Raw genomic sequence first — 21,221 nt, 5'->3', positions numbered from 1 at the left:
AAATTGAATGTAAAAGCAATATATCTTAAGTAATATATTTGGCTATTTGCTTTAATTTTGCACAATCATTGCCCGACATAGGTGTAGGGTAAAAATGTAAGAGTGGCAGTCTTAGGAGGTATCTTTGTACAAAATTAATTCCTTGAGTACAAGAAAACCTGACCAATTCAAAAATTCAACCACGAATGCGATTGTGGATGCTTCTAGCTGGTTCGCTCGCTGTAATTGGGAAGGAAAAGTCCTCTCTCAAACTTGAGAACCTAGTCAAGCCTGAGTGCGATCGGATTCGTTGTGGACATTGCCGTTTTTTTGGGACTAGCAGCAGTTTTTTTGGCTTTGCGCGTACCCTCATTTGCAATTGGCAAAGACCTGCGGTGAGTTTTACGTTGGCACAATCATGCAAGTGACTTTGACATTCAGTTCAATGTAACGTTTTTGCTGGCGATCGCAGTTGTCTTTGGTTTAATCCGGCTTTGGGTAAAAGCCACCAGCAAGCGTCGTTTTAACAAGCTGTGAAGCACCGGAATATGAAAATCCACAATTTCAACCTCACCATAAATCGTGGGTAAATCGATCGGTGTTGACCAGTTACTAATCTAGTAATAACAATGAATAGAGATAGCGATGATCGCAGTTCTTCTGCACAAATAACTAACCAACAGGGTGAAAATACAAGTCAACAAATCCCGCAGCCGCCAGAGGGTTGGGACCGCTTTAAATGGTTGGGGCCGAGTTTTTTATGGATGCTGTCGGCTGCTGGTTCTGGTGAGTTACTATTTACACCTCGAATTGCAGCACTTTACGGCTACTCGCTGTTGTGGGCGCTGCTAGCGGCTGTTATCCTCAAGTGGTTTATCAACAATGAAGTCGGGCGGTTTTCGGTTTGTACGGGCGCAACGATTTTAGAAGGTTTTAAGCAAATTCCTGGACCGAAAAATTGGACGATTTGGCTGATTTTATTGCCGCAGGTGGTAGTAGCAATTTCCACAGTTGCCGGACTTGCAGGTGCCGCCGCTACAGCACTGATTCTAGTAACAGGAGGAACAGTTAAACTTTGGACGGTGATTATTATCGCTGTGACGGCAGCAATTGTGTTCATGGGGCAGTATGAAGTTGTGGAAAAAATTTCCTCAATTATCGGCATCGGCCGCACGTTGGCAGTGGTAGCCGCGGCGATTTTTGTTTTTCCCAACCTTCGACAATTCGCAGCGGGGTTAGTGCCTCAAATTCCCCAAAACGTGCAATATCAAGAAATCCTACCTTGGCTGGGTTTTATGCTAGCAGGGGCAGCAGGATTGATGTGGTATTCCTATTGGGTGGAAGCCAGAGGATACGGTGCTGCTTCCCTCAAACAAGAACAACCCCTTGATTTTAATCAAATCAGCCACGAACAAGTAAAAAGGTTGCAGGGGTGGGTGACTTTAATGAGTTTCTCCAACACCTTAGCAGTCGTGGGTGCGCTGTTAGCGGCACTCGCTTTTTTGATTCTCGGTGGCGAGTTGTTGCGTCCCCAAGGATTAGTGCCAAAAGAACAACAAGTAGCAGAAATTTTGGGTAGTTTGCTAGGCGACCTTTGGGGGCCATTTGGCTTTTGGTTTATGGTGGCAATTGTTTTTATTACTTTTTGTAGCACCACGCTTTCAGTCCAAGATGGCTTTGGGCGGATGTTTGCCGATGGCACGCAAATTTTACTGCAAGGATTTGGCGTGCAGGGTCGTTGGACGAATGAAAAATTTTTGCAGCGATTTTATATTATAGTCCTGTTAGCTGCGTTACCCATTGCGATTTATCTGATTTTCGGCGAACCCGTTTCCTTGTTACAAATGGCTGGAGGCATTGAAGCAGCTCACATTCCCATTGTGACTGGATTAACGCTTTATGTGAATCATCGAATGCTGCCCAAGGAATTGCGACCCTCGAAGTTTATCTGGGGTGGAACGGTAATTGCAGGAATCTTTTTTGCCTGCTTTGCAGTTATCTATCTTTTACAACTGACCGGGATAATTGGCACGAGTGGAGGAGGAAGTTAAACAGGGTTTTTATAGTGGCGCTAGCAGGTGAAATTGCCATAATTTCGCAAAAATAATAGTTACATTTGTCTGGGGATAACTGGCAAACTGTAACAGATACAAACTCCCCCTCAACTGCAATCGGAATAGAATTTTTAGATATTGCAATCGACCACAAGCAAACATCTCCGATTCACTTTACTTGTTTCTGGACTATTCCCCAAAATAGGGAAAATCGCAACTATCAAGTTGCTGTTGTTAGTTAACCTTCACTTTCAAATTGTTATGACTCTCGCAACCAAACCTTTATCTAACTATATCGCCGTCGTGTTTGACTTCGACGATACCCTTGTCCCTGATACCGTCGATAGTCTGTTAGAAAGCCTCAATATTGATGCCCTCGCCTTTCGTCGCGAGCGAATTCAACCTTTAATTGATAGCGGTTGGGACGATATTCTAGCCAGATTTTACGCAATTATCGAGGAATCTAAGCGTCAAGGAAACAAAATAACCCAGGAATATCTAGCAAATTTTGGAAAAAAATTAGCGCCCTTTGATGGCGCTCCGGAAATGTTCGATCGCCTACGTCAAAGCGCTTATGCAATCAACCCCAAAGTGGAAGTTGAATTTTATCTAATTAGCTGCGGTATGGTGGAAATTGCCCGTAATAATTGCATCGCCCCCCAGTTTAAGGCGATGTGGGGTTGCGAGTTCCATTATGGTAAAGAGGGCGAGATTGAGTTTCTCAAAAAAATTGTAACTCACACGGAAAAAACTCGCTATTTGTTTCAACTTGCCAAAGGCGTTGACAACGCTCCAAAAGACGATGGCAAGACATTTGTTTATCGGGATGTTCCGGCGGAAGAATTGCACATCCCGCTAACGCAAGTCATTTATGTGGGTGATGGGGCATCAGATATTCCTTGTTTTTCGCTTTTGAATGAACAACAGGGAATAACGATTGGGGTTTATAAAGATACTACCGCACAAGAGTGGAGTCAGGAAATAGAAGTTAGCCAAAGTCAGCGGCTGATAAATTTGGCTTCTGCAGAATACAGTGAGGATTCGGAATTGATGCGATCGCTCACTCTCGCTGTAGAAAGTTTAGCCAAAAAAATCTCCCTGCTAGAGTTAAGTGTGGGTGAATAGAGAGGCTTTTGTTATGGGTTTAGGAAAGTGGATCGGTTTTTTTGCTTTGGTAGCCTCGCTCTATATTTTGTGGAAAATTAGAACGATTGTTTTACTGTTTTTTACAGCCGTAATTTTAGCGATCGCTCTCAACCGTTTAGTGCGAAGATTGCAGCAGTCGGGTGCAAAGCGGGGAGTGGCGATCGCCTTAGCAATTGCGATTCTAGTCACAGCGAGCGCTGTCTTGCTAACTCTCATCGTAACGCGCCTGAGCAATCAATTTCAAGAGTTGTCCCAACTCGTCCCGCTAGGAATAGAACAACTGCGAGTTGGGTTCTATTGGTTGCAAGCAAAATTACCCGGACAAATTTTTGATAACCTTCCCAGTATTGACGATTTAACCCAAGAAATTAAAACGCTTTTTCGGTGGACAAGTTCGCATATTTATCTGTTGTTTTCCAACTATCTAAGCTTGATTCTCAATACCTTATTAATTACCGTTTTGACAATCATGCTTCTGGTAAATCCGATGCCATACCGCCACGCAATTATCAGCCTTTTTCCGGCTTTTTACCGTCAGCGAGCCGATGAAATTTTCTCAAAATGCGAAGATGGTTTAATGGGTTGGCTGGCAGGCGTTGCATTAAGCATGAGTTTTATTGGTATTACGAGCATTATTGGTTTGTTTGTTTTGCAAGTTCCACTGCCTTTTGTGAACGGGATTCTGGCATTTATATTGGCCTTAATTCCCTATATGGGCGCAATTTTAAGCGTAATTCCACCGCTGCTGCTGGCTTTATTAGATTCGCCTTCAAAAGCAGGCGCGGTGTTGTTGCTTTATTTCCTAATTCAACAAGTTGAAGGCAACTTAGTCACACCTATCATTATGGAAAAGCAGGTATCTCTGCTTCCCGCTTACACCTTAGCTCTCTTGACAGCATTCGGATTCTTCTTTGGCTTTTTGGGATTATTTTTAGCGCTACCAATTCTAATTGTTATTCAAATTTGGGTTAAAGAAGTTTTAATCAAAGATATACTAGACCGCTGGCAGACTGCTCCATCAGGGAAGCCAGCAGATAACCCATAAAGCTATATTTGTCAAGCCCACTTTATGTGAAGTTTATCAATCAATCAACCGATGAGAGTCCCGCTCAAGACAGATGACAAAAATCTCTAAACAAGCTATTTATTAATTAATAGATAATAACATAAATTATTTGTTTAAAAACTCAGTTAACTGGAAAGAAATGCACCATTGCCTATGGCAGCAGTCGTGAACAACTAAATTGTCAAAAAATATGAAACGAGACAACTCACCCACCGACAACATTAAACAGTCAATTCGGCAAGCAGCTTCTCATGCCTGGTTTGAGCGACTGGCAAGATTGGGATATGCTTCCAAAGGCTTAGTTTACTTTATTGTCGGTTTTCTAGCAGCACAAGCCGTCTTTAGTATGGGCGGCAGGACAACAGATACTAGCGGTGCATTATCAGAAATTGTTAGCCAACCGTTCGGTAAATTTCTGCTATTTCTTGTAACGATTGGCATTATTGGTTATGCCCTTTGGCGTATTGTTCAGACAATTCTCGACCCAGAACACCAAGGACAGAAAATGGATGCCAAGCGAATTGCCCAACGCATTGGCTACGCCTTAAGTGCTTTAGCTTACGCAGGTTTGGCTTTAACTGCTGTAAAACTGATAATGGGTTCGGGCGGTGGTAATAGCAATACAACCCAAGATTTGACAGCCCAAATTTTAGCGCAACCGTTTGGACAATGGCTGGTAGGATTGGCAGGCTCAATTGTTATTGGTGTAGGTTTTTCTTATTTTTACGAAGCATATAAAGCCAAATTTCGTCGCCATTTCAAGCTAGATGAAATGAGCCAAACCGAGCAAACTTGGGCGACACGGTTGGGTCGATTCGGAATTGCTGCCCGTGGAGTTGTTTTCGTTATAATCGGTTTTTTCTTAATTCAAGCAGCAAGGCTATCGGATGCCAGTCAAACGAAGGGATTGGGCGATGTGTTGGGAATTCTGGCACAACAGCCTTTTAGTCCAGTGATTTTGGCTCTAGTACCTTTGGGTTTAATTGCCTATGGTATCTACTCGGTAATTGAAGCTCGCTATCGGCGAATTTTCCGTTCATAAGCTTGCCCGTTATACAGAAAGTTATGAATTTTGAGTTAGATTTTGTTTACTTATCTAACTCCAAACTCATAACTTTTATAAGGGGTTTTGATTCAATCATCTGCTTTTAAGTCGGGAGATTTTAACTCACAATTCAGGGCGGGCACGGGGGCACCGCCCCTACTCAACTCAAAATTCCTAAAAACTTATGGCACAAATTGGTTATCATGCTTCCCACGAACAGTTTAAGCCCAGCGAACTGCTGAAATATGTCCAAATGGCAGAACAAGCTGGCTTTACCCATGCCCTTTCTTCCGATCACTTTCATCCTTGGAGTGAAGCGCAAGGACAAAGTGGTTTTGCTTGGTCTTGGTTGGGTGCAGCAATGCAAGCAACGCCGACGCTTTCCTATCGGGTTGTTTGCGCTCCCGGACAGCGGTATCATCCGGCTATTATTGCCCAAGCTGCGGCAACGTTGGCAGAAATGTTTCCAAATCGTTTTTGGCTAACGGTTGGCAGCGGTCAAGCGTTGAACGAACATATTACTGGGGATAAGTGGCCTACTAAGAGCGATCGCAACGCGCGCCTCAAAGAATGTGTCGATATTATCCGCGCCCTTTGGGCAGGAGAAACCGTCACCCATCGCGGTTTAGTGTGCGTAGAAGATGCAAAACTCTATACCCGCCCGGAAATTCTCCCATTAATTATCGGCGCGGGAATTACCCCAGAAACCGCAGAATGGTTGGGCAGTTGGGCAGATGGATTAATTACTACTTCTCGCCCACCTGAAAAGTTAAAAAAAGTCGTCGATGCGTTTCGTCGCGGTGGCGGAGAAGGAAAACCAATGATTTTGAAAGTGCAGCTTTCCTATGACAGTAATGCAGAGAAAGCACTACAAGGCGCTCATCATCAATGGCGCAGTAACATCTTCAAAAGCAAAATGCTGACAGAACTGATAGCACCCGATCAATTTGATGCCGCCGGGGAGTTTGTGCAACCACAGGAGTTATATCAACACCTCCGCATCTCGGCAGACCAAGAACAGCATATTGAGTGGTTGCAAAAAGATATTGAATTGGGGTTTGATCAACTAATTTTGCACAACGTTAACCGAGAACAAGAGCAGTTTATTGAGGTATTTGGCGAAAAAGTAGTGCCAGCGCTGACCAAAACTTGATCTTGGCATCTACCTAATTCAAGACTTTGAATTCTGATTCAATAATTGCTGAATCTCAGTCCGCAAGGCAGCAATTTCAGTGTGAAGTGCTGCAATTGATTTCGTTCCTGCTAATTCTGCTTCGTCATCCTCTGCATCGCGACCAATAAAAAATGTGGCGATGGTCGCAGTTACATAACCAAAAACCGCAAACGCATAGAGTGCCAGAACAAGGCAAAGTATGCGACCTTCTGGCGTTTTGGGCCAATATTCCGAACCCATTGTCATCATTAGCATTGCGGTCCACCATAAGGCTGTGCCGTAATTATTTAACCCGGAGGAACCATCGGCGACATCTTTTTCAAAAGCATACATCCCTGCTGCACCTACCAAGGTAATAATTATCGTTAGTCCTACGACATAACCAAATCCGCGACGGCTAACACTCGCAGCTAATGCCCGCATACCTCGATTCGTACCAGTCATAACTCGCAACAACTGCAAACTTCGTACAGCCCGTGCTGTTTTGAATGCTCGCACAACTCGTACAATCCTCAAGGTACGCAAAGCAGGCAACAGCAGAGAAAAAGCCGTTATCCAATGGCTTTTGATATAGGAAATTTTGCGGGGCGCCAAGGCAAATTTAAGTAGAAAATCTGCAATAAAGATAATCCAAATAGTAGTGCTAATGACTTCTAGCAGTGGGTTTAATCCCCAAGTTAATTCAATAATAAATAGGGCTAGCCACACAAATGCCAGCACCAGCATAGGAATTTCCAGCCAATCTTCTAGCTGTTGAAAAATCTCGCTTTGCTCTTGTTCTATGGCTTGTTTTTCTGCCAGGTTGGGGGTGTTCATCTACCTACCAAATCATTAGAAGTTTGTCTTTTACGCTGCATTTTAGCATAAGCTTTCGCCAACGGCACAGCAGTAAAGCCGTGGGCGATTATTGACTCGCAAATAATTAGGCTACCAATGACCCAAGCTGACTCTAATCCCGTTTTACGTAGCGCCAGCATGGCATAGAAAATCGCTGCCGCACCGATGGAACCAAACTATCCTAAAAACAAAGTATCCTGCCAGCTTTTTAACTGACCCAAAAGGGGACGCAACAGCAAAAAAGCAGGAGGGCAGCGTAACAGCAATACTGCTACTGCTAGTAGCAAACCTTTCCACCCAAGTTCTAGCCATTGTTGCCACGGCAGGGCTAAACCCAATAATACAAAAATATAAATGGTAACAATGCCTTTTTCAGCTAAAAATTGAATAAATGGACGCGCCCAGTAATTAGGCGGGACATCAGGAACTTCTGCTGAGCTTGTTGAGCTGCAACTGGCTCAGGCTTTACTAAAAAACTTGTCGCACCGATGCTACACGAGAAAGCTAGGAATGCTGCACTTATTAGCGGCAAACGGCAGCAATTAAACATAAAAAATCACCTCTATTTTTACAGTTGTAGTGATTTTTTAGGTTCGTCTTTGCGCTTCAACGCACAGATGGTCGAAGACAGCGCAACTACAAACCCTTGTTCAATTCATTGGTACTCTAACGTCCTTCCCTCTTCACGTCCAACTCTTCACGACGCAGTGTTTCCGTTGCCTCAACAATCTCCGTTTCAACTTCTTTCCTGATGTTAACTTCTTCGCGCACGAAAGCTTCTTTTTTGACATCAGCAGTTTCTTCGTAAACTTCCATACGCATCACCTTTTCCTGCTTAAAGGGAGTATCCCGATTTACGGGCGCACCTGCCTTTGCTGGAGTTACACTCTCAATTACAACTCGCTCTTTTTCTGTTGGAATAGAAACTCGTGCCGTGTCGGTTTCTACTCGCTTGCCAATTGCTACCTCGCCAGCTTTGTGACGGCTTTTTTCTGCAACCAGTCGTTCTTCGTAGAGTCGGAATTTGTGATGCTCGCGATCGTTCATCTGATACAATTGAGGCTCTTGTTCGTAAGTGTAGGTGTTGCGGTCATAACCAGTAGCCCTAGCTTGATTAGAGACCGGACGCGGCATAGAAACTGGTGCAGATGCTTCTAAAGGCAATGATGCTTCTACAGGTGCAGACCCTTCTACCGTTAGAGTACGATAAACACCCCGCACTTGTTCTTCATAATCGTAATCAACCACCATCCCATCCTCATACCTGGGTAGTCTTTCTGCTTGGTCTTTACTCTTCAAACCCGTCGCGTAGATGCGTTCTGCATCAACGTCAACTCGACAAAGAGCAACTGGAACTAATACCTTCTTGCCAAATATCCAGAAACCCGTGTCAACCACAAAATATCGGAAACGCCCTGTCTCATCAACTAGCGCGGTATCAATAGAGCCAATCTTCTCATCTGTATTTCCAGCATAGATATCCAGACCTTTGATATCTTCGCCATTAAAAGCAGCTTCGCGGTAGTTGGGATTAAAATCTTCAATTTTGTAAAGTAACATAAGAGTGGCTTCCCTTTTTATCTACATCTAGTTATGCCCCCATTTTAGATAGATCTCAAATTTGATGGTTCCTTCTTATGAAGGATTAAGTGAAACAGAATAGTAGGATTAGTATATTTATTTTAATTTTTTTCTGTCTTTGGATAGATGACTCGTCATTTTTTATACACCTTTCGCACCCTCAACTTTCACAATCGGTTTTTAACTATTTTTATAAAAAAATACCTTTATAAATTAGGCTTTCATACTTTATACTAACGACCCAAAAAACCTTATACACATAATTTATTACTTTAAAAGTAGACTTTTGTGTGAAATATTTTGGGGCAATATATTTGAAAAACTTTGCCTTGATCATGCTACTCCCTATGTTTAAATATCATTATGAATATAGGTGATGCCGCCTCTTAAGCAAGCAATTTCCCATAAATGATGACTAATGACTAATGACTAATAAAAACAAATTCCCCGGTCTAACCAGGGAACGAAAAATATTAAAAAAAGTAATGTTGTTTTAATAAATAAATTGAATAGGCCAAAAAGCGGCGATAATTTAGTAGGAGCGCTTGTTGATTTGAGAGCGGACGCCGGGGCGGGCAGTCCTGTGCAGGTGCCGCACCCGATCGCATTTTCCAGTCTCAAGAAAACAGTTGCATTCATATTTGAGTACCACTTAAGCTTGGTTGCTGTTGCGAGTCTGGCTAGCCAGCTCCAACAGTTGCGCCCAGCGTTTTTGGACTTGTTTGGGAGTGCATTTGAGCGCGGTGGCGATCGCCTTGTCGCTTTCTTGATTCCGCTTCATTTCTAACAGTTGCTGCATTTCGGGCGCAAGTTGAGCGCGAAATGCTTCCCATTTGTCCGAAGTCATTCCCAGCTTTTGATCGACATCAGCACCCAGCCATTCGTGGACGAGTTTCCAATTTTGAGTGCGGGCAAATTTTTCGACGTGGTACTTGAAACGTTGTTGCAAGTAGTCGCGCTGGCGGGAAGACAAACCGAGCACGCGATCAATTTCCGAAGCCGAAAGGTCTTGCAATTTTAAAGTTAAGTAATTCACGCATTCTGGCTGATTTTGCGATTCCAGATAGACGATCAATTCCGATACTACTCGATCGCGCAGCACAGCATCAGCCGGATCGACAGTTTCCGATACCATTTGCTCGCGCACTTGTTGCAGCGCCGGAGAGCGGCTGTACATTTCCGCATCTTCTCCCTTGCCCGACTCTACAGCCATTTCAATGTCGATCGCAGTTTCGGGAGGCTGGCCCTTGGCAAATCCTTGAGCGCGCAACACGATCAGGCGTTGGCGGTTGCGGCCGGGCAAACCAATTTGGCGCTTGGCGTAGTGTTCGGTAAAAGCCATGTACTCAGCCAATTCTAGCTGGGTGCGGGGTTGGTAGGTGACATCGAGTTGGTGTTCGCGGCGGAAAGCTCGCAGAGATTCGATGTAAAAGCCTTGCAAAAAGTCTTCAATCATGTTGTAGCGAGCTTGGAAGTTCAAGTTCGATCGGAAAGAAGCAACATGGCGGTAAATCATCGCCGCGAGGTGAGAATGCAGTTCGACGCGGCCTTGTTTGGAACCGAGGCGGTAGTATTGCAGGGTTTTTTGCAACCGGTGCTCGGCCAAAGTGATTTGCCAAGCTTCAACTTCGCCGGAAATTTGGATGCGATCGCTCTTTTGGCAAATCCGTTCGACTTCCTTAGCAATCCGCATCGCCACTGGTTGAGCGCTGCGGCTGGCAGTTTTCATTTCCCCTTGCAATTCTTTGAGAGCGAAGTTAGCCAAAGCGAGGATATCGATGCTGGGAAGAGTATTGATTTCGGCGGTTTGTTCGCTGGATGCAGCCGGAATGCTGTTGATGTCAGAAGCGGTGTTGCAGTTGACGGTGTTGGTGGCAGCTTTGAGAGTCATGGCGTTTATCGGGTGGTAGGGCACAGCGGGTGTGCGAGGACATTTGTCAGAGAGTGAGGTGGCAGTTGCTGGCCGTTTCGCTTGCTGTGCTGATTCAACTCTCTATACATTGAATGTTACGGAAGTAGAGATAACCGTAGTTATGCCAGTGTTCCACTCTCTCATGCAACAGTTTTTGGCTGCTGAATCTGATTCTAAGCGCTGGCTGTGGAAGATTGGTTTTATTGCCGTTAAAGCCTTACTGTACAAGCATTCTGAGCTGTTATGTGCGTGGGGCGATCGGGAGGAAAATTGAGGGTGCTGCGAGGCCGCTGAGTGGACAATCTAATAACTGGCTATTTGAGGCGGTTTTGGCCGTTAGAGATTGTGGAATCGAGACTTCGCAGAGTGTAGCTATCTGCAATGTCTTCAGAACCTACGCAACAGCAGTTAGGAAACCCGGTTAATCTGAAAATTTGATCTGATCCAAGAAGGAAGAAGGAATAATAAAGAAGCACATAAAGCTTTGTTTGCCAACAATTCACCCTGATTCTTTCTCTAATACCAAAGTCACAGGCCCGTCATTCTCTATATAGACTTGCATCATCGCTCCAAACACGCCTGTTTCAACTTTTAAGCCACTCTGGCGCAACTTTTCGACAAATTTATCATAAAAAATTTCAGCTCGTTCAGGAGCTGCGGCTCGGTCAAAGGAAGGTCGCCGACCTTTGCGACAGTCCCCGTAGAGCGTAAATTGACTGACAACCAGCAACTCGCCGCCGATGTCTTGTACTGACTTGTTCCAGCGCCCGGTATCCGTGGCCGAGTCGGGAAACAAACGCAATTCCAGGCATTTGCGAGCCATCCAATCGAGTTCTGCTTCGGTGTCGGTGTCTGCAATACCTACCAGCAAGTTAAGTCCGCAGCCAATTTTGCCGACAATTTGACCGTCTATTTCGACTTGAGATGATTTTACTCGCTGGATGATGACTCGCATGGGAAATCGGTAATTGGTAATAGGTAATTACTCGTTACCAGGCCAAGAGTCTTGTAACGCAAATTCTTATTCTCTGCCTCCTATCTTCCTGAGAACCAGAGAGGCAGAGCCTCTAGACATCGGTTCCCAGGCTCTTGGCCTGGGAACCACTACAAAAGAATATTTTACTGTTAGTTTTTCCCAAAACCTTTGCCGCGATTGGTTGAAGGCATACAAAGACAGTTTTCGAGTTGCGAGCGCAACGTCTCGGTATCCAAACCCTGACCAATGAGAACAAGCTGGTTTTTGCGATCGCCTTTCCACTCGTCGTCATCCATCGAAAATCGCTTCCCGCTCAAGTGAAAAATATGCCGTTTGGGACTTTCTTCAAACCACATAATCCCTTTCGCGCGAAACACATTTGTTGGCAGTTGTTTGTCTAAGAAATATTGAAATTTTCTCAGAGAAAACGGCTTATCGCTTTGGAAAGAAATTGAGGTAAATCCGTCATTTTCTAAATGGTCGGAGTGGTCGTGATGGCCGTGGTCGTGATGGCCGTGGTCGTGATGGCCGTGGTCATGATGGTCGTGATGGCTGTGGTCGTGATGGTCGTGATGGCTGTGGTCGTGATGGTCGTGATGGTCGTGATGGTCGTGATGGTCGTGACTGCTAGCAGTTTTTTCAGATTGGAAATATTTGTCCGATTCAAACAATCCGACGCTGAGGACTAGCGGTAGGGGAACTTGCGATTTTACTGTTCGCAGAATTCGAGCACCTTCTTTGACATCGCGAATCTTAACTTCCAACAAATCTAAATCTGCTTCTTCAACCAAATCAGTTTTGTTGAGGATAATTATATCGCCGTAAGCTATTTGACTGTAAGCTGCTTGAGAGTTGAACAAATCTAAGCTGTAGTTGGCTGCGTCTACTACTGTAACTATCGAATCAAGACGAGTCAGGTCGCGCAGTTCTGTGCCTAAAAAAGTCATCGCTACTGGCAGCGGGTCGGCGAGTCCGGTTGTTTCGACTACCAGATAATCGAGATTTTCTTGACGTTCCAGAACTTTGTAAACTGCATTAACTAAATCTTCATTAATTGTGCAGCAGATGCAGCCGTTGTTCAGCTCAACCATGTTGTCGTCGGTGGTGACAATCAGTTCGTTGTCGATGCCGATTTCGCCAAATTCATTTACCAAAACTGCTGTTTTCAAACCCTGCTGATTGGTCAGGATGTGGTTGAGCAGGGTTGTTTTGCCGCTGCCGAGAAATCCTGTAATGATTGTAACGGGCAATCCGTGTTTGGGAGCGTCCATCGCCAGTTCTGTCTCGGACTGAGTTGTAGATTGCATAGCTTGACTATCAAATAATGTCGATCGCACTTTCTTTGTGGTTCTTATTGTATCTTAATTAGGACAAAGCCTGGTAAACCCAGTTTCTCGGAGAAATGTTGGGTTTGGTGGCATGGTATCTACGCATCAACCGGGAATCAGCCCGATAGTGCAAAATAAGTGGGCCGCTAATTATCGGCAATTGCTAACGCGGTCGATCGCACTTTTTTATTTTTTTGATAATTTTTTTGTTCCCAGTACCTGTAGCAGTTTGCCTGCAACCAGTTTTCCCGGTAAATTCAGCAGCGACAAATTTGGGACAGACTCAAGCTGAGTGCGATCGGCAAATTCCCGCTAATCTATAGAACCCATTTGAGATCTTTTACGCGGTGGCTAGTCTTTTAAGCATCAGTCTAATAAAGCAAAGCTTGAGTTTGGCATTTGAACGAGTGAGTGTGCGATCGAATTTTTTGACGCCAGCTTTTGCATCTTTCCACCCAAGCGTTTGAAGGTTCTCTTCCCCCATCTAGCCGCCGATGGCCCAAATCCAGATTGCCCTTTAGCGTGATTTTCGGCTTTTGATTGCCCGGTTGCCAGTTCAAATTGAATCTTAGCCATAATCTGAGGATAAATCTCCTCCAAGGCAAGAGTTGCGTTTCTCAGGGTGGTACCCGTTGTCTAACAAGATGTTAGTTTTGGGAAGTTCGGCAGGTTTAGATTTGAAGTAATTGATGTTTTGGGAAAGCATTTCAATCAGCTTGCAGATCATCAGATAAGATAGCTTTAGTACAATGGGTAAAGAAGGGAAAGCCAAGTATATCGACAACTAGATATCTTTTGACGCCAAAGCGTGCATTTATTTGTAGAAACAAAACTCTTTAGACTCCTCACTAGCATAGAAGCGTGTTTTTCTCCCATGAGTGAGTCAATCATGATTAGGGTTGTCCACTGCGGTTTTTTTTGACTTGTTAGCGCACCTTACTATTTAACTCGGTCATGATCCGATCAAGTACACCGTCCTCACACCAATTTTTGTAATGCCAGAAGACAGTAGAATATGGTGGTATATCTCTGGGCAAGTCTGACCAATTACAACCGTTCTTGAGTTGATAAAATATCCGCGAAAAGGATTTGCCGCGCAAGTCCACACCGGAGGTCTGATTTTCTTCTTTTGGGGCAGTAATGGCTCAATAATTTCCCACTCCTTGTCCGTGACATCGCTGGAATAAACCATTTTCAACCCCAATCTGATTAAATTTACCTCTTTTTGTCAATTTTACTCGATCGCCCTGGGAGCATCTCAATGAAAGCAGTCAAGCTAGAAATTGGAGTTTGGAGGCCCGATACTGCGAGGCGCGGGGCTGCGAGGCAAGAGGAAGAAAGAAGGAGCCATTGGAGGCAGGAGACAGGAAGAAAGAGGAAGAAAGAAGGAGCTAGAAGAAGTGTTTTTACAAATATGAGATGCTCCCCTCGCCCAAAAGATCTCAAGTGGGTTATATAAGCGGTAGTCTTCGATTGTAATGGGGTTGAGAGATTTTTGGTGGAGTGCGTGCGATCGCCTTTAAATTTCAGCCAGAACGATCGCCCGATCTACTAAAAATCACACTCGGCTAACATATCCGAGCCGATCACATTCTCCCAGCCACTCCACCAATCAACGGAACATCAACCAACTTAGCGATTGTTGCACTTCCGTGAACAAAAGAAAACCACTGGCAACTTGCTAATGCGACTGCTTGTTGGAGGTACAAGATTAATTATTAGCGTCGGTGTCTAGCCAGGAATTTAAGCGCCTTGAAAGCTCTACCAAGGTCGATTGAACATCAAGCTACCAATTCCTCAAGTCTATTTTCTAGAGAAGCTACTACCATGTCTCTGCCAAACTCATCCTTGAATCTATTTAAACTTAAGCGCAAACTTTCCCTGCGATCGCTCTTGATTGTCCCGTTTGTACTACAAATCTTCGTAGCAGTTGGACTAACGGGATATTTTTCCCTGCGGAATGGACAGAAGGCAGTCAATGATGTTGCCAGTCAGTTACGTCAAGAAATGAGCGATCGCCTCAACCTGCAAGTTCTGAACTATTTGGAAAAACCTTATATTGCCGGACAAGTGATCGTAGTTGCGGCCCAAGAGGGTCAGCTTGATTTAACAGATTTCACCAAACTGGAACGAACTTTGTGGCGGTTAGTCAGCCAAAATACCCTCGAAGACGTGCAAATTGGTTTAGAGGATGGCACGAATATTGCTCTTGATACAACAATCAATGACGGCATCGTTTCTCGCCTCAGTGACAAAGCGCGTCTACCTCAACGCCAATTCTACAAACTTGACGATCGAGGTCAACGGGTCGCACTGCTCAAAACTCAGGCAGAGTTTGACCCCCGGACTCGACCCTGGTATCAAGTTGTACAGAAAGCAGGAAAACCAGCCTGGACATCTGTGCCCTATGTTAGCAGTTCGTATCAATCGGCTACCATGGCTCTATCCCAGCCGATTTACAATCGCGGTGGAACGTTACTAGGAGTGCAAAAAAGTACCTTTCGGCTGGACAAGATTCATCGTTTTCTGAGCGAGTTGAAGGTGGGTCAAACGGGACAAACGTTTATCGTCGATCGATCGGGCAATCTGATTGCCAGTTCAACGATCAGTCAGCCTTACATTATGGATCTTAAAAATGAAGAGTTGCAACAAATTCCTGCAGTCAAGTCTGAAAGTTCTGTAATTCGTGCCACAGCGCAAGCTATCCTCGATCGATTTGGCAACTTCAACGCTATTGCACAGAATCAACAGCTTGATTTTATGCTGGCAAACCAACGGCAGTTCGTGCAGGTTTCCGCCATTCGAGACGAACGAGGTATCGATTGGTTCAGCGTCGTTGTGGTGCCTGAATCAGATTTCATGGCACAAATCAATGCCAATACTCGCACCACAATTTTGCTGTGTCTAGGGGCTTTGGTGGTGACGACTATACTGGGTCTTTTTACTTCGCGTTGGATTACCAAACCGATTTTGCAGCTACAAACAGCCAGTCAGGCGATTAGTTCGGGGCAGTTGGATCAAACACTTCAGGTGCAAGGTATTAGTGAATTAGAATCGCTGGCAGATTCCTTTAATCAGATGGCGGGTCAACTCAAAACCTCCTTTATCGAACTGGAAAGCCGGGTTGAGGAACGCACCGCAGAACTGAAAGAAGCAAAACTTGTAGCCGATGGCGCGAACCAGGCAAAAAGCGAATTTCTTGCCAACATGAGCCACGAACTCCGCACTCCCCTCAACGGTATTTTGGGCTATGCTCAAATCCTCAATCGCAGCAGCGCATTGCCCGCAAAAGAACGTCACGGAGTAGAGGTCATTTACCAGTGCGGTTCTCATTTGCTGACGCTGATTAACGATGTGTTGGACTTGTCCAAAATTGAAGCCGGCAAACTAGAACTCGCACCTAAAGCGATTCACTTTCCCTCATTCGTCCAAGGTGTCGCTGAAATCTGCCGCATTCGTGCCGACCAAAAAAACATTGGCTTCGTTTACGAGCCCGATCCACATTTGCGTGAAGGGATTTTTGCCGATGAAAAACGGCTGCGTCAGGTGTTACTCAACTTGGTGGGAAATGCGATTAAATTCACCGACAAAGGTTCTGTCACGCTCAAGGTTGCCGTAGTTGAGAATCCTCCCAATCCGTCCACTCGCTCTTTCAAATTTCAAGTTGAGGATACGGGTGTAGGAATTGCGCCCGATCATTTGGATAAAATTTTTCATGCTTTTGAACAAGTGGGCGATCGCCAGCGCCAAGCCGAGGGCACGGGTTTAGGGCTCGCGATCAGCCAAAGGATTGTCCAACTCATGAACGGACAAATCCAAGTTAAGAGCCAACCCGGAGTCGGCAGTGAATTCTTTTTTGAGGTGGAACTGGCGATCGCCACCGATTGGGTACAGCAAAACTCCTTCACAACAGGAAAACAAATTATTGGTTACGAAGGACAACGACGTAGCATACTTGTGGTAGACGATCGTTGGGAAAACCGAGCCGTTCTCGTCAACTTGTTAGAGCCACTAGGATTCCAAGTTAGTGAGGCCGAAAATGGACAAGCAGGATGGGAAAAAATACGACATTCTCAACCTGACTTAGTGATTACAGACTTGGCAATGCCAGTCATGGACGGCTTTGAGCTGCTCAAACAAATTCGCAGTGCAAAAGATTTGCCCCACCAGAAGATCATTGTCTCTTCTGCATCAGTTTCACAAGCCTATCAACAGATGAGTTTAGATGCAGGGGGAAATGATTTCCTGGCCAAGCCAGTGGAAGTCAGTGAATTATTTAATCTCTTAGCCACTCATTTGGAATTAAAGTGGAAATATGGAATGACAGCCTCGAACGACTCTGGGGTACCCACTCCAACCACTGCATTAGCAAACCCAGAAGGGATTATTATTCCTTCCCCTGTAGAGTTAAGGACGTTACTAGAACTGGCGCAGCAAGGCAACTTAAAACGCCTACGATCGCACACAGAGCATATTGCTCACTCTAACCCTCGCTACGCTGATTTTGCCTCACAAATTCTTCAGTTGGCCAAGCAATTTAAAGCCGAAGAGATTGAAGAGTTGCTACAACAACATCTCACAGAGAAGAAAGCCGATGTCTAGTCCTGAATTAATTCTGGTGGTGGACGATACCCCTGCAAACTTAGAAGTAGTTTGTGAAACTTTAAGTGATGCGGGGTACGAAGTAGCAACCGCAATCAACGGCGATCGCGCTCTTAAGCGAGTCCAAGCTTATCCTCCCGATCTGATCTTGCTCGACGTTCAAATGCCAGGAATTGACGGCTTTGAAACCTGCAAACGTCTGAAGGCAGATCCGAAAACAGCCAGTATTCCGATCATTTTTATGACTGCTCTCTCCGATGCCGACAGTAAGGTGAAAGGATTTGTCCTGGGTGCTGTGGACTACATCACCAAACCCTTTCAAGAACAGGAGGTGCTAGCACGGGTAAAAACTCATTTGCAGCTACGACAGTTAACTAAAAATCTCGAACAGCGTGTAGCTGAGCAAACGGCTGATTTAGAAGCAGCACTCACACAACTGCAACAGTCTCAGCTTCATTTAGTCCACACCGAAAAGATGTCTGCTTTGGGAAATTTAGTCGCGGGTGTCGCGCACGAAATTAATAACCCGCTTTGCTTTATTGCTGGCAATCTGAAACCAGCTCAGGACTATATTAAAGACCTATTTCAACTAATTGAGTTATACCAAAAAGAACTCCCTTATCCAAGTGCCTCACTACAGGAATTCGTGGAGGAAATAGATTTGGAATATTTACAAGAGGATTTACCCAAGTTAATCGATTCGATGCAAGAAGGAGTCGAGCGCATTCACACAATCAGCACCAGTTTAAGAAACTTCTCGCGTTCTGATTGCGATCGCCCCATTCCTTACAATATCCACGACGGGATTGACAGCACGCTCTTGATTCTCAAACATCGCCTCAAAGCTAACGAATCTCGCCCGGAAATTCAAGTCATCACAGATTATGGGGATCTGCCACAGGTAGAATGCTTTGCCGGACAGTTGAATCAGGTATTTATGAATGTGCTGGCAAATGCGATCGATGCCCTGGAGGAATCAAATAAAGGACGCAGTTTTGCTCAGATCAAAGCCAACCCCAACCAGATTACTGTCAAAACCCAATTGTCGGAGTCTCAGGCCGTGATCCGAATTGAGGATAATGGGATTGGCATTACGGATGCGGTGAAGCCAAAAATCTTTGAGCATTTGTTTACCACCAAAGGCGTGGGGTACGGAACAGGGCTAGGATTGGCGATCGCCCGTCAAATCGTAGTCCAGAAACACTCTGGAACTCTAGAAGTCAACTCAACTTTAGGTCAAGGTACAGAATTTGTGATTTCAATTCCGGTGAAGGATCTCGCTGTAAAAGACATTCAGGCAACGATCTGCGTTGACGCAGCATAACAAATCATTGCAGCGGCAGCATAAAGATGATTGATAGCGCCCCTTCAAACCATCCAAACTATTGATATAGTAGTACGCGGTGCAAAAAACGGTAAACCATGACAGCCACAAATCTCGTCAATAAATTTGAGTACAAACCCCTATACAAACCAAATCAATTAATTTGCGGAACGGGGCAAACAGCCATTGTCAGCGGCTGGACAGTAAAAAGTGCGATCGGCAAACATTTACAACCCAACGAATTTGCTGTCATCGGACAACTTTACTCGCCTACTCGCGGCATCAACTTCTTAATTAGAAACTTGCTGTGCAATCCCCACGTCCGCTTTTTAGTAATTCTCAACGCTACCAAAGAAGACCGCAACTCCGGTGCCGCAGCGTGCTTGATTGACTTTTTTCGCAACGGCTTTGAAGCCGGCAAAAGCGATACTGGTAGAGATTGCTGGTTAATTAAATCTTCAATATTTGGCTACATTGATATTGAAATAGCAGCAGAAGCCTTAGAACTATTGCGTCATTCAATCGAATGGAAAGAAGCCATAGATATAGCAGAAACAGTGACTATTGTCAAGTCTTTTTCCGAAAAAGCAGTGGTTGAACCTTGGGGAGAAACCGTAACTTTTCCATTAGTCGAAATCGTCCCGACTGTACTCCCCGGCCAGAAATACGGACACAGAATCGAAGGCAAAACTATCGCCGAAACTTGGGTAAAAATCATCCACCGAATTAAGACCACTGGCACCCTGCGGCCGACTGGTTACGACGGACAGTGGCAAGAATTAATCGACTTAATGGCAGTGATTACAGATGAACCTGCGGAGTTCTATTTTCCCGAACCGAATTACTTACCAATAGACCGTGATTTTCTCGAACAGTACAAACCGCAAATGCTCGAAGATGCCCCCTATAACGAAGGCATTAAATATACCTACGCCCAGCGGATGCGGTCGTGGTTTGGACGAGATCAAATTGAAGAAGTTATTGCCAAACTAATTAAGGAAATTGACGCGGCAAGTGCTGTAATTAGTTTGTGGGATGCGGGCGGAAATGTTAACAGAAGACCTGACGGTTCCTCCGACCACCAGCACAGCGGCAGTCCTTGTTTAAATCACATTTGGGTGCGAGTTGTGGATGAAGAAATATCCCTAACAGCAACTCTTCGCAGTAACGATATGTTTGCGGCGTGGCCGGCAAATGCAATGGGTTTGCGGGCTTTGCAGCAGCACATTCGAGATGAAATTGCGAGGCGTTCCGATTATAATTTGACAATGGGCCCGTTGGTAACGCTGAGTCAATCGGCTCACTTGTATGACGATACCTTTGAAAATGCCGATCGACTAATTCAAACCCAATATGCTAAAATCTGCGAAGATCGAGACTTTTTCGATGCAGCAGGCAATTTTTTAGTTGAAGTAGCCGACAATCAGATAGTTGTCACGCAAACCACCCCCGGCAGCGGCGAAGTTGTCACCTGTTATTCTGGAAAAAACCCTCTCAAGTTAGTGCGAGAAATTTGTGCGGCTTCCCCGGCTATCAAAGGCGAGCATATTGGTTATTTGGGAATAGAGTTGCAGAAGGCTGCCGAGTGTCTGAAAACGAGCAAGCAATACATCCAGGATAGACGATGAATCTAGAAGAAGAAAGACCGAGTTGGGACGAATACTTCTTAATGTTAGCAAAATTGGCTGCTACTCGATCGACTTGTCTGGCTTTTCCTGTAGGCGCGGTGATAACTAAAAACAGGCAAGTTTTAGCAACGGGTTACAACGGTTCGCCGTCAGGTTCGGCACACTGTACTACTCAAGGCTTCTGCTATCCTGGTTTGAGTAGTTGCGACGCCAGTAAAACTTTGCCATCAAGGGCGGTTCACGCGGAAGCAAATGCGATCGCCAAAGCTGCTAAACACGGTATATCTACTGCTGGGGCTAGTATTTACGTCACTTTAGAACCCTGCATCTATTGTTTGAAATTAGTCATTGCCGCTGGAATTAGAGAAGTGTTTTACGAAACGAGTTTTAACAGCGGAGAAAAAGCTGCTTTGAGAGATACTTTTATCAGTGAAGGTATTGTTGAGTTAAAACAAATTCAGTTATCTGAAGATACAGCAAAAAAGGCGGCTTTGTTTTTGTTGCATCCTACATCGGTCGCCAAAAAATTAGTATAGGATCAATCCTCCCCGTGGTTGTCGCAGCCACAG

Annotated in this window: 19 protein-coding genes; 10 read left to right on the top strand and 9 right to left on the bottom strand. The window is 44.9% G+C overall.

From position 1 onward, the window contains the following. Window positions 1-416: 416 nt before the first annotated feature. The gene (locus QUA36_RS05360) at window positions 417-539 is read right to left on the bottom strand and encodes a hypothetical protein (protein ID WP_333160336.1); all 123 of its coding nucleotides are present in this window, start codon (window positions 537-539) and stop codon (window positions 417-419) included. A 69-nt stretch (window positions 540-608) separates the two neighbouring features. Between QUA36_RS05360 and QUA36_RS05355 the strand changes: the two genes are divergently transcribed. From QUA36_RS05355 to QUA36_RS05335, 5 genes are all read left to right on the top strand, one after another. Next, window positions 609-2,030, top strand: a complete 1,422-nt coding sequence (locus QUA36_RS05355; RefSeq protein ID WP_333455985.1) for an Nramp family divalent metal transporter — start codon at window positions 609-611, stop codon at window positions 2,028-2,030. Between the two features lie 264 nt (window positions 2,031-2,294). Beyond that, entirely contained in the window at window positions 2,295-3,158 is an 864-nt protein-coding gene (locus QUA36_RS05350) for an HAD hydrolase-like protein (protein ID WP_333455984.1), read from the top strand. A gap of 13 nt (window positions 3,159-3,171) precedes the next feature. Further along, window positions 3,172-4,224, top strand: a complete 1,053-nt coding sequence (locus QUA36_RS05345) for an AI-2E family transporter (RefSeq protein WP_333455982.1) — start codon at window positions 3,172-3,174, stop codon at window positions 4,222-4,224. A 211-nt stretch (window positions 4,225-4,435) separates the two neighbouring features. Beyond that, a complete protein-coding gene (locus tag QUA36_RS05340; protein WP_333455980.1) occupies window positions 4,436-5,287 on the top strand; it encodes a DUF1206 domain-containing protein in 852 nt (283 codons plus the stop codon). Window positions 5,288-5,474: 187 nt separating this feature from the next. Then, window positions 5,475-6,443: a TIGR03885 family FMN-dependent LLM class oxidoreductase gene (locus QUA36_RS05335; protein WP_333455978.1), complete on the top strand. Its 969-nt coding sequence runs from the start codon at window positions 5,475-5,477 to the stop codon at window positions 6,441-6,443. A gap of 18 nt (window positions 6,444-6,461) precedes the next feature. Here the strand turns inward: QUA36_RS05335 and QUA36_RS05330 are convergent, their stop codons facing one another. The 4 genes from QUA36_RS05330 to QUA36_RS05315 all read right to left on the bottom strand — a co-directional run bounded on the left by QUA36_RS05330 (window position 6,462) and on the right by QUA36_RS05315 (window position 10,773). Further along, window positions 6,462-7,280 (bottom strand): ion transporter, encoded by an 819-nt coding sequence (locus tag QUA36_RS05330; protein ID WP_333455976.1) that lies wholly within the window; start codon window positions 7,278-7,280, stop codon window positions 6,462-6,464. Beyond that, on the bottom strand, window positions 7,277-7,441 hold the full coding sequence (locus QUA36_RS05325) for a hypothetical protein (protein WP_333160350.1): 165 nt from the start codon (window positions 7,439-7,441) through the stop codon (window positions 7,277-7,279). Before QUA36_RS05325 ends, QUA36_RS05330 begins: the two co-directional genes overlap by 4 nt. A gap of 526 nt (window positions 7,442-7,967) precedes the next feature. Next, window positions 7,968-8,861 (bottom strand): DUF2382 domain-containing protein, encoded by an 894-nt coding sequence (locus tag QUA36_RS05320; RefSeq protein ID WP_333455974.1) that lies wholly within the window; start codon window positions 8,859-8,861, stop codon window positions 7,968-7,970. Window positions 8,862-9,534: 673 nt separating this feature from the next. Beyond that, window positions 9,535-10,773 carry a HetZ-related protein gene (locus tag QUA36_RS05315; RefSeq protein ID WP_333455972.1) on the bottom strand — a complete coding sequence of 413 codons (1,239 nt, stop codon included), beginning with the start codon at window positions 10,771-10,773 and terminating at the stop codon, window positions 9,535-9,537. Window positions 10,774-10,831: 58 nt separating this feature from the next. Between QUA36_RS05315 and QUA36_RS05310 the strand changes: the two genes are divergently transcribed. Then, window positions 10,832-11,068 (top strand): hypothetical protein, encoded by a 237-nt coding sequence (locus QUA36_RS05310; protein WP_333455970.1) that lies wholly within the window; start codon window positions 10,832-10,834, stop codon window positions 11,066-11,068. Between the two features lie 225 nt (window positions 11,069-11,293). On the opposite strand, the gene dtd is transcribed toward QUA36_RS05310, so the two are convergent. The 4 genes from dtd to QUA36_RS31295 all read right to left on the bottom strand — a co-directional run bounded on the left by dtd (window position 11,294) and on the right by QUA36_RS31295 (window position 14,204). Then, window positions 11,294-11,749: a D-aminoacyl-tRNA deacylase gene (gene dtd / locus QUA36_RS05305; protein ID WP_333450465.1), complete on the bottom strand. Its 456-nt coding sequence runs from the start codon at window positions 11,747-11,749 to the stop codon at window positions 11,294-11,296. A gap of 170 nt (window positions 11,750-11,919) precedes the next feature. Further along, a complete protein-coding gene (locus QUA36_RS05300; protein WP_333455968.1) occupies window positions 11,920-13,077 on the bottom strand; it encodes a GTP-binding protein in 1,158 nt (385 codons plus the stop codon). A 392-nt stretch (window positions 13,078-13,469) separates the two neighbouring features. Continuing rightward, on the bottom strand, window positions 13,470-13,658 hold the full coding sequence (locus QUA36_RS05295) for a hypothetical protein (protein WP_333455966.1): 189 nt from the start codon (window positions 13,656-13,658) through the stop codon (window positions 13,470-13,472). Window positions 13,659-14,024: 366 nt separating this feature from the next. After that, window positions 14,025-14,204 (bottom strand): transposase, encoded by a 180-nt coding sequence (locus QUA36_RS31295; protein ID WP_445299875.1) that lies wholly within the window; start codon window positions 14,202-14,204, stop codon window positions 14,025-14,027. Window positions 14,205-14,925: 721 nt separating this feature from the next. On the opposite strand from QUA36_RS31295, the gene QUA36_RS05290 reads away from it, so the two are divergent. The 4 genes from QUA36_RS05290 to QUA36_RS05275 all read left to right on the top strand — a co-directional run bounded on the left by QUA36_RS05290 (window position 14,926) and on the right by QUA36_RS05275 (window position 21,188). Next, window positions 14,926-17,700 (top strand): ATP-binding protein, encoded by a 2,775-nt coding sequence (locus QUA36_RS05290; protein WP_333455964.1) that lies wholly within the window; start codon window positions 14,926-14,928, stop codon window positions 17,698-17,700. Continuing rightward, window positions 17,693-19,024, top strand: a complete 1,332-nt coding sequence (locus QUA36_RS05285; protein WP_333455962.1) for a response regulator — start codon at window positions 17,693-17,695, stop codon at window positions 19,022-19,024. The genes QUA36_RS05290 and QUA36_RS05285 overlap by 8 nt, the downstream gene beginning before the upstream one ends. Before the next feature lie 98 nt (window positions 19,025-19,122). Further along, the gene (locus QUA36_RS05280) at window positions 19,123-20,652 is read left to right on the top strand and encodes a thymidylate synthase (protein ID WP_333455960.1); all 1,530 of its coding nucleotides are present in this window, start codon (window positions 19,123-19,125) and stop codon (window positions 20,650-20,652) included. Beyond that, the gene (locus QUA36_RS05275) at window positions 20,649-21,188 is read left to right on the top strand and encodes a dCMP deaminase family protein (protein WP_333160370.1); all 540 of its coding nucleotides are present in this window, start codon (window positions 20,649-20,651) and stop codon (window positions 21,186-21,188) included. Before QUA36_RS05280 ends, QUA36_RS05275 begins: the two co-directional genes overlap by 4 nt. Window positions 21,189-21,221 lie beyond the last annotated feature (33 nt).

This window comes from Microcoleus sp. Pol10D4 (assembly GCF_036701555.1).
GTDB lineage: Bacteria > Cyanobacteriota > Cyanobacteriia > Cyanobacteriales > Microcoleaceae > Microcoleus.
Note: the sequence above shows the minus strand (reverse complement) of the source record. Positions and strands in the feature narration are given on the sequence as shown.